This is a genomic window from Azospirillum sp. B510, assembly GCF_000010725.1.
In the GTDB taxonomy this organism is placed as follows: Bacteria; Pseudomonadota; Alphaproteobacteria; order Azospirillales; family Azospirillaceae; genus Azospirillum; species Azospirillum lipoferum_B.
Map to the genome: position 1 here is coordinate 299,582 of NC_013854.1, position 15,817 is coordinate 315,398.

Consider the following 15,817-nt stretch of genomic DNA (forward strand, 5'->3'; position numbering starts at 1 on the left):
GGCACTCCTCAGGCGTTCACGACGGGCGTGATCTTGACCGCGCATTTCTTGTAGTCGGTCTGCTTGCTGATCGGATCGGTGGCGTCGAGCGTCACCTTGTTGATGAGGACCGTCTGGTCGCAGAAGGGGACGAAGACCAGGCCGCGCGGCGGCTTGTTGCGCCCGCGCGTCTCGACCCGCACCCGCACCTCGCCACGCCTGGAGGTGACGCGCACCTCCTGCCCGCGCCGGACATTCAGATCCTTGGCATCGTCGGGATGCATGAACACCACGGCGTTGGGGAAGGCCTTGCGCAGTTCGGGAACCCGCATGGTCATCGAGCCGCTGTGCCAATGCTCGATCACGCGGCCGGTCGACAGCCAGAACGGGTAATCGGTGTCCGGCGCCTCGGCCGGCGGCTCGTAGGGCAGGGCGAAGACATTGGCCTTGCCGTCCTTGTTGCCGTAGAAGCGCATGCCCTCGCCGGCCTTCACATAGGGGTCGGAGCCCTCGCGGTAGCGCCACTTGGTCTCCTTGCCGTCGACCACCGGCCAGCGCAGGCCGCGTTCCTGGTGATACTGCTCGAAGGGCGCCAGATCATGGCCGTGGCCGCGGCCGAAGGAGGCGTATTCCTCGAACAGACCCTTCTGGACATAGAATCCGGCCTGCTTGGCTTCGAAATTGTTGTAGTTCGCATCGAGGTCGGACAGCGGGAAGCGGTCGACCTGACCGTTGCGGAACAGCACCTCGTACAGCGTCTTGCCGCGCAGCTCCGGCTTCCTGTTCAGGAGATCCTCCGGCCAGACCTCCTCCACGGTGAAGCGCTTGGAGAACTCCATCATCTGCCACAGGTCGGAGCGCGCGCCGTCCGGCGCATCGACCAGCTGGCGCCATAGCTGGGTGCGGCGCTCGGCGTTGCCGTAGCCGCCCTCCTTCTCCACCCACATGGCGGTGGGCAGGATCAGGTCGGCGGCCAGCGCCGTCACCGTCGGGTAGGGGTCGGAGACGACGATGAAGTTCTCGGGATTGCGGTAGCCGGGGAAGGTCTCCTTCGCCGTGTTCGGGGCCGTCTGCATGTTGTTGTTGCACATGACCCAGTAGGCGTTGAGCTTGCCGTCCTTCAGCATGCGGTCCTGCTGGACGGCGTGGTAGCCGACCTTGTCGGGGATGGTCCCCTCCGGCAGCTTCCAGATCTCCTCGGCGTGTTTGCGGTGTTCCGGGTTGGTCACCACCATGTCGGCCGGCAGCCGGTGGGAGAAGGTGCCGACCTCGCGCGCGGTGCCGCAGGCCGAGGGCTGGCCGGTCAGCGAGAAGGGGCCGCAGCCGGGCTGCGAGATTTTCCCGGTCAGCAGATGGATGTTGTAGCAGAGGTTGTTAGCCCAGACGCCGCGGACATGCTGGTTGAAGCCCATGGTCCAGAAGGACACGACCTTCACCTTGGGGTCGGCATACAGCTCGGCCAGCGCCTCCAGCCGGTTCTTCGGCACGCCCGACAGCTCATGCGCCCTGTCGAGCGTGTAGGGCTCGACGAACTTGGCGAACTCCTCGAAGCTGATCGGGTCGGAGTCGTTGGCCTTGTCGGCGTTCTTCGCCTTCTTCTCCAAGGGGTTGTCGGGACGCAGGCCGTAACCGATGTCGTCGCGGCCGCGCTTGAAGTTGCAGTGCTTCCCGACGAACTCCTTGTTCACCCGGCCGGTCTTGATGATGTGGTTGGCGATGTAGTTCAGGATCGCCAAGTCGGAGCCGGGGGTGAAGACCAGCCCGATGTCGGCGAGGTCGAAGCTGCGATGCTCGTAGGTCGACAGCACGGCGACCTTGCAGCCGGGATGGCTGAGGCGGCGGTCGGTGACGCGCGTCCACAGGATGGGGTGCATCTCCGCCATGTTGGAGCCCCACAGCACGAAGGCGTCGGCCTGCTCCATGTCGTCGTAGCAGCCCATCGGCTCGTCCATGCCGAAGGTGCGCATGAAGCCGGCCACCGCCGACGCCATGCAGTGGCGGGCGTTGGGATCGAGGTTGTTGGAGCGCAGGCCGCCCTTCATCAGTTTGGAGGCGGCATAGCCCTCAAAGATGGTCCATTGGCCGGAGCCGAACATGCCGACGGCGGTCGGACCCTTCTTCCTCAGGGTCTCCTTCCACTTCTCGGCCATGATGTCGAAGGCGGCGTCCCAGCTGATCGGCGTGAACTCGCCCTCCTTGTCGAACGCCCCGTCCTTCATGCGCAGCAGCGGCTGGTTCAGCCGGTCCTCGCCATACATGATCTTGGACAGGAAATAGCCCTTCACGCAGTTCAGGCCGCGGTTCACCTCGGCCTTGACGTCGCCGTGGGTGGCGACGACCCGGCCGTCCTTGACGCCGACCATCACGCCGCAGCCGGTTCCGCAGAAACGGCAGGGCGCCTTCGACCAGGTCAGCTTGGCGCCTTCGCCGGTCAGCAGGTTGGCGGCCGACGCGGGCAGGCTTATTCCCGCCGCCGCGGCGGCGGCAGCGGCGGCTTGCGCCTTCAGGTAATCGCGGCGGGACAGGAACATGGCGGGAAGACTCCAGCTTCGGAGAAAGGTCACGGGGAGGAAGCGTGTGCGGCGCGCCCGGAGGGCAACGGGATGGCGGCGCCGTCAGGTGGCGTCGATCGCGTCCGCGGGTTCGTAGTGGTGGTAGACCATGGTGGTGGTGTGCACGCCGGGGACGGCGTTCAGTTCGGCGATGCGGTCGATGACCTCGCCCGCGCTGGCGGTGACCAGCGTCACCACCGCCTTGCCGTTCTCCGCCGCGCACCAGTCCAGCCCGGCGACGGCGCTCGCCGCCTCGCGCACCGCGTCGGCGCGGTCGGGGCTGTGCTGGATGACGAGGCTGGAGATGTGGATCTCTGGCTGGCGCGGCATGATGGTCCTCGGTCCTCGGGGGGGGCTATGTGGGCCTCAATGGGTGAGGAGCTGGTACATCCAGATCGAGAAGCCGTAGGCGGCGACGGTGCCGACGGCGATCACCGGCCAGACCAGAACCGACAGTGACAGGAACATCAGCCCTTCCGCCCGGCGGGTGGGGGCCGGGGCGTGGTCGGTCGCCTTCCGGTCGGACGGATGGGACAGGAGGGGGGACGGGATGGGCCGCATGGCTGCACTCTCGGTCGGTGCGGGAATGGTTCGGGCCGGACGCCGGCCCAGCCCGTCAGGTTGGTCCTGGGCTGGTTCTTGGGTATCGGTTTTCATTCCTTAGTATTGATACTTTCCGCCTGTCTGGAATTGACCCAGGTCAAGTGGCGGCGGTCATGCCCTGTGACGGAATGGCGCTGCGCCATGCGTCGGGATGGGTGTTTCCCCACCCGCCGCGCTACAGTGGGGGCCGCCTCCGGAACGAGGGGCCGATTGGGAATGGAACAGGCGATGGATGTGCTGCGTGCTTACTGGTCACCGGCCGAATTGGTGACCAATGGATTGATTTTGCTTCATCTTCTGGGGGCGCTGGCGGTCGGCATGCTGCTGGGCTACGAGCGCAGCTATCACGGACGGGCGGCGGGGATGCGGACTTATGGGCTGGTCTGTCTGGCCTCCACCGCGTTGACGGTGGTCAACGCCTATCCCGCCATGTGGTTCGGCGGCATCGCGACGCAGGGGGGGCTGCATGGGGCGGTAGCGGCCGGCGACCCGACCCGGGTGATCCAGGGCATCGTCACCGGCATCGGCTTCCTCGGCGCCGGGGTGATCATGCGCGAGGGGCTGTCGATCCGCGGCCTGTCCACCGCGGCGTCGATCTGGGCGACCTCGGCCATCGGCGTGACCATCGGGCTCGGCTTCTACGCGGTCGCCATCGCCGCGGCGCTGCTGAGCATCCTGGTGATGAGTCTGCTGCGTCCGATCGAGCGGTTGTTGCCGCACCGCTCGGTGATCCACCTGACTCTGGTCTTTCCGCGCGACAAGGCGCCACCGCCGGAGGAGTTGCGGGTGCAGGCCAAGGCGCATGGCTTCGAGGTGGTCGACTGGTCCTTCCATCTCGCCAACGGCAGCGGCCAGTTCGAATGCCAGCTGGTTTTGCAGGGCAAGGGCGATGTCGATCCGATGGCGCTGGTCGGCGACCTCGCCTCGACCGACGCGGTGGTCGAGTTCAAGCTGTCTCCGTCGCGCATCTGATCGGGGCGGAGAGGAGGGTAGGGGGAAAATGCATACAGGGTTAATCTTTCTCTAAAGCTTTATCTTTAGCGATATCTGCCGATGATGAAGGACGCGAACAACGGCGGGAAAGCCGGTCTGCCGGCCCGGCAGCGTGGCGAGCGTCAACGGGCTGCGGAGCCCGCGGCCTCGGTGCCTGTCCGGGTCCGCCGGGGGGCCGGCACGTTCCTTCTTCTGTGCGCGGTTCTGCTGTGCGTCGCGGGAATGGCGGTTTCGGCAGCGGCGCGACCGGCGGCCGATCCCCTGCCATTGGGACCGGAGACGGCCAGCGCGACGCTCGCCGGCCATTTCGCCCGTCTGGTCGATCCCGACCGCAAACTGGATTTTGCCGACATCCTGAAGGCCGACGCCGAGGGACGGATGGAGCCGCAGGAGGATTTCCGCGGCGCCGGCCAGACCCAGGACATCCATTGGTACAGGTTCGACCTGATGCGCCAGCCCGGCGCCCCGGCGGACTGGCTGCTGGAGATGGGCGAGGCCTACATCGACCATCTCGATCTCTTCATCCCGAAGGCGTCCGGGGTGGCGATCGGGTCCGGGGGCGACGGGGTAGGAGTGGCGGGCCGGCCGCGATCGCCCGGAGCCTACCGGCTGGTCCGGATGGGCGATTTCGTTCCATTCAGCCAGCGGCCGATGCGGACCCGGCTGCATACGCTGCCGCTGAGCCTGCCGGAGGGGAAGCCGGTCTCGCTCTATCTGCGGGTCGATTCGGTCAGCGCCATCCGCCTGTCCGCCCGGATATGGACGCCGGCGGCCTATGTCGCCCACCAGACGACCGATCTGCTGTTCCAGGGGCTGTTCCTGGGGGTGTTGGGCATTCTGACGCTGGGCTATGTCGCGTTGGGCCTGCTGCTGCGCGACGGGGCTCTGCTGACCTACACCGGCTATGTCGCCACCGTTCTTTTCTACTACCTGTTCGCCAACGGCATCGCCGCCATCCTGTTGCCGGACATGCCCGGCTGGCTCAGCAACCTGATGGTGGGCAGCAGCGGTTTCCTGGGATTCGCCACGGCGCTGACCATGTGGGTCCATATCCTCGACTTGCGGAGCCGGGCGCCCCTGCTGAGCCGCTGCTACCAGGGGCTGGCGCTGGTGACGGTGCTGCTGCTGCCGACGACGGTGTCGCCGCTCTATGCCTTGACCGGGCCGGTGGTGACCCTGTCGGCCCTGGTCGTGGTGGTGATCGCGCTGGTGCTGACCGCGAGGATGATCTGGCAGACTCCTGACGACCTCAGCCCGCGCTTTTATATGGCCAGCACGCTGGTGTCGCTTGCCGGTTTCCTGTTGACGCAGATGTCCCTGCGCGGTGTGCTGCCGGCCGATTTCGCCGTCGCCGACCCCTACCAGATCTCCTCGATGCTGGCGGTGCTGGTGCTGGGCATCGGCCTGGCCCTGCGCATCGGCCGCCTACAGTCGGAGCGGCTGCGGGCCCGCGAGGAATCGGCCTTCGCCACCAAGCGGGCGGAGGAGCAGCGCAGCTTCGTCGCCATGCTGTCGCACGAGTTCCGGACGCCGCTCGCCGCCATCGACAGCGCCGCGCAGATGATCGAGCTGACAGGCACGGTGGCGGCACCGTCCGTACTGAACCGCCTGCACCGAATCCGCGGCACCACCCGCAAGATGGCGGAACTGGTGGAACTGTTCCTGTCCGCCGATGCGCTGGACCAGGGGGCGCTGGCCCTGAAGCCGGAGCCGGTGGCGCTGGGCCAACTGATGGAGGAGGTGCTGGGCGGCCTGAAGGGGACGGACGCGGACGAACGTCTGACCTTGTCCATCGTCTCTCCCGATCATCCGCTGCTGGTGGATGCTCCGTTCCTGGGGGTGGCGATCGGCAATCTGGTGCAGAATGCGCTGCGCTACTCGTCCCCCACCTCGGCGGTCCGGGTGGCGGCCGAAATCGACGGGACCGGAGTCGTCATCCATGTCGCCGACGAGGGGCGCGGCATGAGCCCGGAGGAGGTGGAGCGGATCGGCTCGATCTATTTCCGCGCCTCCTCCTCGCGCGGGACAAAAGGGTCCGGCCTGGGGCTCTACATGACGCAAAAAATCGTCGCCGCCCATGGCGGTACCCTTTCGGTGCGGAGTGGGCGCGACGAGGGATCGGTTTTCACCATCCGGCTGCCCGCGATGGCTGATCGACAAGCAAACTGATCCTCTTTTCCCGCCGGAGCCCTGCTTGGTCGCGGCCGGGAGACGACTGCCGCCCTGTTTGCCATCCTACCTCTTCCGGCGTATTACTTCGGGATCAAACCTTTATGAGCCTGGAGAGTGGAGGGGGCGATCATCGACCGGCTGGGCAAACGATGGAAAGCGGATAGGGCCGGAGGCACGGGCGTGCCCGCCATGGCCCCCTGGTCTCCATGGCTGTTCGGCCTCATCCTGTGGCTGGCGTCGGGTCTCATGCCGGTGGCGGCCTGGGCGCAGCCGGCTGTTCCGGCTGTGGCCGGGGCCGTGGAGCGGGTTGCCGACCCCCTGAGGCTGACGGCCTCGACCGATCGGGCATCGCTCGCCGGACATTTCGCCCGGCTGATCGACCGTGACCATGCGCTCGGCTTCAGCGATGTGCTGCGGGCCGATGCGGAGGGGCGGTTCGAACCCCAGACGATCTTCCGGGGCGCCGGGCAGACGCCCGACATCCATTGGTACCGGTTCGACCTGCTGCGGGAACGTGGGGCTCCGGCGGATTGGATCCTGGAGTTGGGCGAGGCCTACATCGACCATCTCGACCTCCATGTTCCCGATCCCGCCGCCACCGGCGAGACCCCCGGCTATCGCGTCGTCCACATGGGCGACTTCGTGCCGTTCAGCCAGCGGCCATTGAAGACCCGGCTGCACAGCTCGATGCTGGCCCTGCCGGAAGGCAAGCCGGTCTCCCTGTATCTGCGTATCGACTCGGTCAGTTCGATCACCTTGCGTGCGGCGATCTACGCCCCGTCGGCCTATGCCGGCTTCCAACTGCCGAACCTGCTGTTCCAGGGGCTGTTCTTCGGCGTGCTGGGGGTGCTGATCTTGGGGTATGTCGCGCTGGGCGTGCTTCTGCGCGACGGAGCCCTGCTGGCCTTCACCGGCTATGTGGCGAGCGTTTTTACCTTCTACCTGTTTTCGACCGGGGTGGCGTCGGTGCTGCTTCCCGACATTCCGGGCTGGCTGCAAAATCTGGTGGTCGGCAGCAGCGCCTTTCTCGGCGTTGCCGCGTCGGCGTCGATGTGGGACCGCATCCTCAATCTGCGGGTCCATCATCCGCGTCTGCACCGGATCTATGCGGGCATCCGCTGGATGGCGCTGCTGTCGCTGCCGACGGCGGTGTCCTGGCTCTATTCGATCACCAATCCGCTGATGCTGCTGATCGCCACCCTGGCGACGCTGACCGGTGCCCTTCTGTCGATCTGGCAGGCGATCAGGACTCCCGCCGATACCAGTGCCCGCTACTACGCCGCCAGCGGGTTGACGGCCATCGCCGGGAACAGCCTGACCCAGTTCACGGTGCGGGGCGCCCTGCCGGCCGACCTGCTGTTCGCCGATCCCTACCAGGTCGCCGTGCTGGGCACCGTGCTGTGCCTGGGCTCCGGCCTGGCGCTGCGCATCCGCACCCTGCAACGGGAGCGGGTGCGGGCGCAGGAGGAATCGGCCTTCGCCACCAAGCGGGCGGAGGAGCAGCGCAGCTTCGTCGCCATGCTGTCGCACGAGTTCCGCACCCCGCTCGCCGCCATCCAGGGGGCGGCGCAGATGATCGAGCTGTCGGGGGAGCTGCGGGCGCCGTCCATGCAGTCCCGTGTCCGCCGGATCGTCGAGACCACGCGGCGCATGTCCGACCTCGTGGAGCTGTTCCTGTCGGCCGACGCGCTGGACCAGGGGGCGCTGGCGCTGAAACCGGAGACCGTGCCGCTCGACCTCCTGCTCGACGAGGCGCTGGACGGGCTGGCCGGTGTGGAGGGCGAGGGCCGGCTGGTGGTGACGGTCGATGCGCCGGAGCGCCGGGTGCGGGTCGACGTGCCGTTCCTGGGGGTGGCGGTCGCCAATCTGGTGCGCAACGCGCTGCGCTATTCGCCGCCCGACACCGTGGTGCGGGTGGCGGCGGGGGTGGCGGACGGAGCCCTGGTCATCCGCGTCGCCGACCAGGGCCATGGCATGAGCCCGGAGGAGGTGGAACGCATCGGCTCGATCTATTTCCGCGCCGCCTCCTCCCAAGGGACCAAGGGGTCGGGCCTGGGACTCTACATGACGCAGAAGATCGCCGCCGCCCATGGCGGCACCCTGACGGTGGAAAGCACCCTTGGCGCCGGGTCGGTCTTCACCATCCGGCTGCCGGTGACGGACGGGCAGCAGGGAAACTGACATTCTTTTGCGGCTTGGAAGCGTTCGCGGCCTCGTTTGCCATCTTTTTCCTTTCAGCGTATCACTTTGAGGTCGAATCTTTGCGAGCCTGGAGAGCGGAGGGGGCGATCATCGACCGGCCGGACAAGCGATGGATGCTGGAGGCGGCCGGAGGCACGGGCGTGCCCGCCATGGCCCCCTGGTCTCCATGGCTGTTCGGCCTCATCCTGTGGCTGGCGTCGGGTCTCGTACCGGTGGCGGCCTGGGCGCAGCCGGCTGTTCCGGCTGTGGCCGGGGTGGTGGAGAGGGTTGCCGATCCCCTGCGGCTGACGGCCTCGACCGACCGGGCATCGCTCGCCGGACATTTCGCCCGGCTGATCGACCGCGACCATGCGCTCGGCTTCAGCGATGTGCTGCGGGCCGATGCGGAGGGCAGGTTCGAGCCGCAGACGCTGTTCCGGGGCGCCGGCATGACACGCGACATCCATTGGTACCGGTTCGACCTGCTGCGGGAACGTGGGGCTCCGGCGGATTGGATCCTGGAGTTGGGCGAGGCCTACATCGACCATCTCGACCTCCATGTTCCCGATCCCGCCGCCACCGGCGAGACCCCCGGCTATCGCGTCGTCCGCATGGGCGACTTCGTGCCGTTCAGCCAGCGGCCGTTGAAGACCCGGCTGCACAGTTCGGTGCTGGCCCTGCCGGAAGGCAGGCCGGTCTCCTTGTATCTGCGCATCGACTCGGTCAGCGCCATCTCCCTGCGGGCGGCGATCTACGCTCCGTCGGCCTATGCCGGCTTCCAGATGACGAACCTGCTGTTCCTGGGGCTGTTCTTCGGCGTGCTGACGGTCCTGACGCTGGCCTATGTCTCCCTTGGCGTGCTTCTGCGCGACGGAGCCCTGCTGGCCTTCACCGCCTATGTGGCGAGCGTCCTCTGCTCCTACGTGTTTTCGACCGGGGTGGCGTCGGTGCTGCTTCCCGACATGCCGGGATGGTTGCAGAATCTCGCGGTCGGCACCAGCGCTCTTCTCAGCATCGCCGGCGCCGCGGCGATGTGGGATCGCATTTTGAACCTGCGGGTCCATCATCCGCGTCTGCGCCTGCTCTATGTGGGCATCCGCTGGCTGGCGATCCTGTTGGTGCCGTCGGCGCTCTCATGGATGTATGGGATCGCCTTTCCGATCGTGGCGTTGGCCTCCCTGCTCTCGACGCTGCTCGGTGCGGTGCTGTCGATCCGCCAAGCCGTGAAGACTCCCGCCGATACCAGCGCCCGCTTCTATGCCGCCAGCGCGTTGATCGCTGTTCTGGGCTATGTGCTGGGTCAGGCCATCATTCGGGGCGCCCTGCCGGCCGACCTGCTGTTCGCCGAACCCTACCAGGTCGCCGTGCTGGGCACCGTGCTGTGCCTGGGCTCCGGCCTGGCGCTGCGCATCCGCGGCCTGCAACGGGAGCGGGTGCGGGCGCAGGAGGAATCGGCCTTCGCCACCAAGCGGGCGGAGGAACAGCGCAGCTTCGTCGCCATGCTGTCGCACGAGTTCCGCACCCCGCTCGCCGCCATCCAGGGGGCGGCGCAGATGATCGAGCTGTCGGGGGAGCTGCGGGCGCCGTCGATGCAATCCCGTGTCCGCCGGATCGTCGAGACCACGCGGCGCATGTCCGACCTTGTGGAGCTGTTCCTGTCGGCCGACGCGCTGGACCAGGGGGCGCTGGCGCTGAAGCCGGAGACCGTGCCGCTCGACCTCCTGCTCGACGAGGCGCTGGACGGGCTGGACGGTGTGGAGGGCGAGGGCCGGCTGGTGGTGACGGTCGATGCGCCGGAGCGCCGGGTGCGGGTCGACGTGCCGTTCCTGGGGGTGGCGGTCGCCAATCTGGTGCGCAACGCGCTGCGCTATTCGCCGCCCGACACCGTGGTGCGGGTGGCGGCGGGGGTGGCGGACGGGGCCCTGGTCATCCGCGTCGCCGACCAGGGCCACGGCATGAGCCCGGAGGAGGTGGAACGCATCGGCTCGATCTATTTCCGCGCCGCCTCCTCCCAAGGGACCAAGGGGTCGGGCCTGGGACTCTACATGACGCAGAAGATCGCCGCCGCCCATGGCGGAACCCTGACGGTGGAAAGCGCCCTTGGCGCCGGGTCGGTCTTCACCATTCGGCTGCCGGCCGCGGCGGAGCAGGAGGGCGGGAAGGCGTCCGCCGGCGCGGTGGCGCACCGGCTGCCGGTTCAGTAGAGCGTCTTCGGCATCTGTTCCGCCACGATCCGGTCATAGGCCTCGCCGCCTTCGCGCCCGGCGCTGGTCTCGGCCAGCAGGGTTCCCACCGACGGCAGGCTGGCCCGCTCCATCAGCGCCGCCGGATCCCACAGGCGGGAGCGCAGCAGGGCGCGGGCGCACTGGAAATAGACGGTTTCGATGGTGACGATCAGCACCGATTTCGGCGCCTTGCCGTCGACGGTGAAGCTCCCGCACAGAACCGGGTCGGCATCGATCCGCGCGCGGCCGTTGACGCGCAGGGTTTCGTTCATCCCCGGCACCAGGAACAGCAGCCCGACCCGCGGGTCGGCCAGTATGTTGCGCAGGCTGTCGATGCGGTTGTTGCCGCGGCGGTCGGGGATCAGCAGGCTGCGGTCGTCCACCACCCGGACGAAGCCCGGCCCGTCGCCGCGCGGCGAGGCGTCCAGCCCGTCCGGCCCGCTGGTGGCGAGGACGAGGAAGGGCGACGCCTCGATCAGCGCGCGGTAGCCGGGGGTGAGCGCCGGCACTTCCTTGGCGACCGAGCGGGCGGCCGGCTGGCCATAGAGCGCTTCGAGGGTGGCAAGGTCGGTGACCGGGCGGCTCATTGCAGGTTAAGCAGGAAATAGACGAGGTCGATCGACGGCGCATCGAGCCCGAACTGGCTCAGCAGGGCGTGGGCCTGTCCGCGGTGATGGGTCTGGTGGTTGAAGATGTGGGTCAGCACCTGGGTGAAGGGCAGCTCAAAAGCCATGCCCTCCGTGCTGCGGTAGGCGAGGATCGACCCGAAGCGTTCCGCCGGGGTGGCTGCCAGGACGCGCAGAATGCGCTCGTCCTCCGCCTCGCGGGCCGCGCGCAGCCCCGGAAAATCGTCATGCAGGATCTCGCCGAGCGACGACGGCTTCGGCCCGGTGCCCTCGATCCGCTCCAGCCACAGCCGGTCGGCCACCAGGATGTGGTTCAGCGTGCCGCGCAGCGAGCCGAAGAAGGCTCCCCGGTCCTCGCGATACTGCGCGTCGGACAGTTGGGCCACGGTCTCGTAGAGACGGCGGTTGGCCCAGCGGTTGTAGCGGGCGAGCGCCTCGAAATGCGGCTTGGGGTCCATGGGCGGTCTCCTTCCTTCCCGTCCCCTCCCGTTCCGGGAGGGGGAGGATCGATCAAACCCCGGCGCGCTTGGCCGACAGGCCGGCGTGGGACAGCAGAACCTCGCGCTTGCCCTGGTGGTTGGCCGGGCCGACGACGCGTTCGGTCTCCATCCGCTCGACCAGACGGGCGGCGCGGTTGTAGCCGATCTGGAGCTGGCGCTGGATGAAGCTGACCGACACCTTGCCCTCGCGCACCACCAGATTGACGGCCTGCATGTAGAGGTCGTCGCCGGTGGCGGCCGAACCGCCCTCCTCATCCTCCACCGCGGCGGCCTCCTCCTCCTCCTCGGTGATGGCGGTGACATAGTTGGGGGCGCCCTGGGCCTTGACATACTGGACGATCTCCTCGACCTCCGAATCGGAGACGAAGGGACCGTGGACGCGGGTGATGCGGCCACCGCCCTGCATGTAGAGCATGTCGCCCTGGCCGAGCAGCTGCTCCGCCCCGGCTTCGCCCAGGATGGTGCGGCTGTCGATCTTGCTGGTGACCTGGAAGCTGATACGGGTCGGGAAATTGGCCTTGATGGTGCCGGTGATGACGTCGACCGACGGGCGCTGGGTCGCCATGATCAGATGGATGCCGGCGGCGCGCGCCATCTGGGCGAGGCGCTGGATCGCCGCCTCGATCTCCTTGCCGGCGACCAGCATCAGGTCGGCCATCTCGTCGACGATGACGACGATGTAGGGCAGCGGCGTCGGCTCCGACGGCGTCAGGTCGAAGACATTCTCCGGCTCGCCCGGCGCCGGGGCGCGGCGCGGCATCTTCTCGCCGGCGGCGATCATCTCCGCCATGCGGGCGTTGTAGCCCTCGATGTTGCGCACGCCGAGCTTGGACATCGCCTCGTAGCGGCTTTCCATCTCGCGCACGGCCCAGCGCAGGGCGACCACCGCCTTCTTGGGATCGGTGACGACGGGGGTCAGCAGGTGCGGGATGCCGTCATAGACCGACAGCTCCAGCATCTTGGGATCGACCATGATGAAGCGGCAGCGCTCCGGCGGCAGCCGGTAGAGCAGCGACAGGATCATCGTGTTGATCGCCACCGACTTGCCTGAGCCGGTGGTGCCGGCGACCAGCAGATGCGGCATGCGGGCGAGGTCGGCGACCACCGGCTCGCCGCTGATGTCCTTGCCGAGCGCGATGGCGAGCTGGGCGGTGGTGTTGCGGAAGGCGTCGTGGTCGAAGCTCTCGCGCAGATAGACCATCTCGCGCACCGGGTTCGGCAGCTCGACGCCGATGACGCTGCGGCCGGGGACGATGGCGATGCGGGCGGTGACCACGCTCATCGAACGGGCGATGTCGTCGGTCAGGTTGATGACGGTCGCCGACTTGGTACCGGGGGCCGGCTCGAACTCGTACAGCGTCACCACCGGGCCGGGGCGGACGTCCATGATCTCGCCGCGGACACGGAAGTTCTTCAGGACGGTTTCCAGCATCCGCGCGTTGCGGGCCAGCACCGATTCGTCATGCTGCTGCACCGGGCGCGGCGGCGGGGTTTGCAGCAGCGAGACGGTGGGCAGCGAATAGACGGCGGGATAGTCCGCCGGAGCGGCGGGCGCGCAGGGGACGGGCTGGCTGGCGGCCGGTGGCGCCGCCTCGGCGGTGGCCACGACCCGCGCCGGTTCGCATGGCGGTTCGCATGGCGGGATGGCAGGGGCTTCGGCCTCGTCCGCCGCAGGGTCGCGCGCCTCATAGGCCCATTCGACGCCCGACAGGAAGGCGAAACCGGCGACCACCGCCAGCGCCTCGTCCGACAGGTTGGTGGAATAGACGGTGCCGGCGCGCGGCGTGCCGGGCAGCACCTCGACATCCCACATCACCCGGCCGTCGGGGCGCGGGTTGGGAACGAGGTTGAAGGGGCGGCCGTTCAGCGCGCACCACAGGTTGAACTCGTCGGCGGTCACCACGCCCGCCTGGGTGGGCGGGGCGGCGAGATGCGGCATACGCGGAGTCATGCCGAGGCTCCCGGCTTCTGAACGGTGAGGGGGATCGGGCCGGAGGAGGGGCCGCCCGGCCGCCCGCCCGGCCGTCCGTCCGGCCCCTGGGCTTGCAGCGGCGGGCGCGCCGCCAGCTCGCGCGGCGTCATCTCGTAGGCGGCGACCAGCAGCTTGTCGATGGCGACCCCGTCGCTGGACATCGGCAGAACCAGCCGTTCGAAGCTGCGGGTGCGGCCGCCGAAGAGCGCGGTGTGGACGCGGGCGACGGGCAGCCGTTCGCGGCGCACCGTCTCATATTCGGGTTGCAGGACGGCGCGCTGTTCCGGCGGCAAGTCGTCCAGCGTGGCGCCCAGACGCGATTGGCCGAAGGCGGCGGCCAGCGCCTTGCCGTAATAGGAATAGACAAAGGTGCCGGATTCCTCCCCGATCACCTCGAACACGGCGATGTTGTCCTTCCACGGCCGCAGATCGGCGGGGGAGATGCTGCTGGGGACCGGCGGCCGGCCGGCGACGGATTTGGTGAGCCAGAATTCGAGCAGGCCGCTGAGATACGGCGTCGCCAGCTCGGTTCTTTCCTTGGTCATGACAATCGCAGCTGGACGGGCGGCGCTCCCACGGTCTGACGACGCCGGAGCTTTCAAGAGCCGCCCGAACCATACCCGCAAGGGCCGGTGTGGCGCAACCGCGAGGGCCAAGCCCGGCGGGGGCGCCCGGCACCGGCTTTCACCGGCGTCTCATCCCGCCGCGCCGGTCATGCGGCGCAGGTCACGCCGGTGCCGCCCAGCCCGCAATAGCCGTTGGGATTCTTGGCGAGATACTGCTGGTGGTAGCCTTCCGCGAAATAGAAGGGCGGGGCCTCGCGGATCTCGGTGGTGACCGGGCCATAGCCGACCTGGGCCAGCCGGTCCTGATAGGCGGCCAGCGTCGCCGCCGCCGCCGCCGTCTGGGCCGGGCCGTGGGTGTAGACGGCCGAGCGGTATTGCGTGCCGACATCGTTGCCCTGGCGCATGCCCTGGGTCGGGTCGTGCGATTCCCAGAAGACGCGCAGCAGATCCTCGACCTTCACCATCGCCGGGTCGTAGACGACGCGGACCACCTCGGTGTGTCCGGTGCGGCCGGAGCAGACCTCCTCATAGGTGGGATTAGGGGTGTGGCCGCCCTGATAGCCGACGGCGGTCACCCAGACGCCGGGAACCTGCCAGAACTTGCGCTCCGCCCCCCAGAAGCAGCCGAGCCCGAGGTCGAGAACCTCCAGCCCCGGCGGGTAGGGGCCGGTCAGGCGGTGGCCGTTGACGTGATGCTGGTCGGGCACCGGGATCGGGTGGCTGCGGCCCGGCAGCGCCTCCTCCGGCGTCGGCAGCGTCGCCGGCTTGCGCAGAAAATGCCCCAGCATGATCGGGTCTCCCATCAGTGACGATCCGTCGGATCGATGACGATCCGTTCGAGCGACCTCTTATGTCGGGTGGCGGCCGGGCCGCGGCAAGATGGCGCGGGGCACGGATGGCCGCATGGCCCGGTCATGGACCTTCCCGCACGCTCGTGTGTTCGAGCCTGTATCCCGGAGGATTTTGAAGGAAGGAGGGCCAGCATGGCCAGCGCCACCGAAGACCGCCTCATCGACAGGCTGATCGACCACGGCCGCCGCAACGGCAACCGTCTGAGCGCCGAGGCGCTGGGCGCCGCCCTGCCGGTGGACAGCATGACGCCCGAGGAGACCGCCGCGGTGATCGAGCGGGTCGAGGCGGCGGGGATCGAGGTCGAGCTGGACGATTCCCACCTGATGCGCGGCCGACCCGGTCCGGCCCCGGCGCGCCAGCGTGACGACCATCGCCGCGGCGACGGGGTGGTGGACATGGCGAGCCCGGCGGCCCCGGCGGTGTCGGCTCCGGGGGCGGTGCCCTCGCGCCATGGCTGGGCCGACGACATCGCGACCGGTCATGCCGGCGGCCATCACGGCGGCGCGCCAACCTGGACGCGCAACGGGGTGGAGATGCTGCCGCTCGCCTGTGTCGCCGCGGTGGCGGTGGTGCTGATCGCGGCGCTGGGGTAAGGG

The 15,817-nt window shown here is 68.4% G+C and carries 13 protein-coding genes; 5 read left to right on the forward strand and 8 right to left on the reverse strand.

Annotated elements, in window-relative coordinates; translation table 11 throughout:
* Positions 1 to 8: 8 nt before the first annotated feature.
* The 3 genes from napA to AZL_RS01445 all read right to left on the reverse strand — a co-directional run bounded on the left by napA (position 9) and on the right by AZL_RS01445 (position 3,092).
* On the reverse strand, positions 9 to 2,510 hold the full coding sequence (gene napA / locus AZL_RS01435) for a nitrate reductase catalytic subunit NapA (protein WP_012972894.1): 2,502 nt from the start codon (positions 2,508 to 2,510) through the stop codon (positions 9 to 11).
* A gap of 84 nt (positions 2,511 to 2,594) precedes the next feature.
* Positions 2,595 to 2,861 (reverse strand): chaperone NapD, encoded by a 267-nt coding sequence (locus tag AZL_RS01440; protein ID WP_012972895.1) that lies wholly within the window; start codon positions 2,859 to 2,861, stop codon positions 2,595 to 2,597.
* Positions 2,862 to 2,897: 36 nt separating this feature from the next.
* Positions 2,898 to 3,092: a periplasmic nitrate reductase, NapE protein gene (locus AZL_RS01445; protein WP_012972896.1), complete on the reverse strand. Its 195-nt coding sequence runs from the start codon at positions 3,090 to 3,092 to the stop codon at positions 2,898 to 2,900.
* 258 nt (positions 3,093 to 3,350) lie between these two features.
* On the opposite strand from AZL_RS01445, the gene AZL_RS01450 reads away from it, so the two are divergent.
* From AZL_RS01450 to AZL_RS01465, 4 genes are all read left to right on the forward strand, one after another.
* The gene (locus AZL_RS01450; RefSeq protein ID WP_247894247.1) at positions 3,351 to 4,106 is read left to right on the forward strand and encodes an MgtC/SapB family protein; all 756 of its coding nucleotides are present in this window, start codon (positions 3,351 to 3,353) and stop codon (positions 4,104 to 4,106) included.
* An 81-nt stretch (positions 4,107 to 4,187) separates the two neighbouring features.
* Positions 4,188 to 6,296 (forward strand): sensor histidine kinase, encoded by a 2,109-nt coding sequence (locus AZL_RS01455; protein WP_012972898.1) that lies wholly within the window; start codon positions 4,188 to 4,190, stop codon positions 6,294 to 6,296.
* Positions 6,297 to 6,488: 192 nt separating this feature from the next.
* Positions 6,489 to 8,480 carry a sensor histidine kinase gene (locus tag AZL_RS01460; protein ID WP_247894346.1) on the forward strand — a complete coding sequence of 664 codons (1,992 nt, stop codon included), beginning with the start codon at positions 6,489 to 6,491 and terminating at the stop codon, positions 8,478 to 8,480.
* A gap of 170 nt (positions 8,481 to 8,650) precedes the next feature.
* Positions 8,651 to 10,684, forward strand: coding sequence for a sensor histidine kinase (locus AZL_RS01465; RefSeq protein WP_247894347.1), 2,034 nt, complete (start codon positions 8,651 to 8,653; stop codon positions 10,682 to 10,684).
* Here the strand turns inward: AZL_RS01465 and AZL_RS01470 are convergent.
* From AZL_RS01470 to msrA, 5 genes are all read right to left on the reverse strand, one after another.
* The gene (locus tag AZL_RS01470; RefSeq protein ID WP_012972901.1) at positions 10,678 to 11,292 is read right to left on the reverse strand and encodes a pyridoxamine 5'-phosphate oxidase family protein; all 615 of its coding nucleotides are present in this window, start codon (positions 11,290 to 11,292) and stop codon (positions 10,678 to 10,680) included. The two genes, AZL_RS01465 and AZL_RS01470, sit on opposite strands and share 7 nt — an antisense overlap.
* Positions 11,289 to 11,789, reverse strand: a complete 501-nt coding sequence (locus tag AZL_RS01475; RefSeq protein WP_012972902.1) for a DinB family protein — start codon at positions 11,787 to 11,789, stop codon at positions 11,289 to 11,291. The genes AZL_RS01470 and AZL_RS01475 overlap by 4 nt, the downstream gene beginning before the upstream one ends.
* Before the next feature lie 52 nt (positions 11,790 to 11,841).
* Positions 11,842 to 13,782 carry a DNA translocase FtsK gene (locus AZL_RS01480; protein ID WP_012972903.1) on the reverse strand — a complete coding sequence of 647 codons (1,941 nt, stop codon included), beginning with the start codon at positions 13,780 to 13,782 and terminating at the stop codon, positions 11,842 to 11,844.
* Positions 13,779 to 14,348 (reverse strand): PAS domain-containing protein, encoded by a 570-nt coding sequence (locus AZL_RS01485; protein ID WP_012972904.1) that lies wholly within the window; start codon positions 14,346 to 14,348, stop codon positions 13,779 to 13,781. The genes AZL_RS01480 and AZL_RS01485 overlap by 4 nt, the downstream gene beginning before the upstream one ends.
* A gap of 167 nt (positions 14,349 to 14,515) precedes the next feature.
* A complete protein-coding gene (msrA, locus tag AZL_RS01490) occupies positions 14,516 to 15,157 on the reverse strand; it encodes a peptide-methionine (S)-S-oxide reductase MsrA (protein ID WP_012972905.1) in 642 nt (213 codons plus the stop codon).
* A 195-nt stretch (positions 15,158 to 15,352) separates the two neighbouring features.
* Here msrA and AZL_RS01495 point away from each other — a divergent pair, with 195 nt between their 5' ends.
* Entirely contained in the window at positions 15,353 to 15,814 is a 462-nt protein-coding gene (locus AZL_RS01495) for an RNA polymerase sigma factor region1.1 domain-containing protein (RefSeq protein ID WP_042442326.1), read from the forward strand.
* The last annotated feature ends 3 nt before the right edge of the window (positions 15,815 to 15,817 follow it).

What these genes read in the sequence shown, in the direction of transcription:
- AZL_RS01485 (WP_012972904.1), bottom strand. Translation starts at nt 14,348, where the DNA reads ATGACCAAGGAAAGAACCGAGCTGGCGACGCCGTATCTCAGCGGCCTG.
- napA (WP_012972894.1), bottom strand. Translation starts at nt 2,510, where the DNA reads ATGTTCCTGTCCCGCCGCGATTACCTGAAGGCGCAAGCCGCCGCTGCC.
- msrA (WP_012972905.1), bottom strand. Translation starts at nt 15,157, where the DNA reads ATGCTGGGGCATTTTCTGCGCAAGCCGGCGACGCTGCCGACGCCGGAG.
- AZL_RS01480 (WP_012972903.1), bottom strand. Translation starts at nt 13,782, where the DNA reads ATGACTCCGCGTATGCCGCATCTCGCCGCCCCGCCCACCCAGGCGGGC.
- AZL_RS01450 (WP_247894247.1), top strand. Translation starts at nt 3,351, where the DNA reads ATGGAACAGGCGATGGATGTGCTGCGTGCTTACTGGTCACCGGCCGAA.
- AZL_RS01475 (WP_012972902.1), bottom strand. Translation starts at nt 11,789, where the DNA reads ATGGACCCCAAGCCGCATTTCGAGGCGCTCGCCCGCTACAACCGCTGG.
- AZL_RS01455 (WP_012972898.1), top strand. Translation starts at nt 4,188, where the DNA reads ATGATGAAGGACGCGAACAACGGCGGGAAAGCCGGTCTGCCGGCCCGG.
- AZL_RS01460 (WP_247894346.1), top strand. Translation starts at nt 6,489, where the DNA reads ATGGCCCCCTGGTCTCCATGGCTGTTCGGCCTCATCCTGTGGCTGGCG.
- AZL_RS01465 (WP_247894347.1), top strand. Translation starts at nt 8,651, where the DNA reads ATGGCCCCCTGGTCTCCATGGCTGTTCGGCCTCATCCTGTGGCTGGCG.
- AZL_RS01495 (WP_042442326.1), top strand. Translation starts at nt 15,353, where the DNA reads ATGGCCAGCGCCACCGAAGACCGCCTCATCGACAGGCTGATCGACCAC.
- AZL_RS01440 (WP_012972895.1), bottom strand. Translation starts at nt 2,861, where the DNA reads ATGCCGCGCCAGCCAGAGATCCACATCTCCAGCCTCGTCATCCAGCAC.
- AZL_RS01445 (WP_012972896.1), bottom strand. Translation starts at nt 3,092, where the DNA reads ATGCGGCCCATCCCGTCCCCCCTCCTGTCCCATCCGTCCGACCGGAAG.
- AZL_RS01470 (WP_012972901.1), bottom strand. Translation starts at nt 11,292, where the DNA reads ATGAGCCGCCCGGTCACCGACCTTGCCACCCTCGAAGCGCTCTATGGC.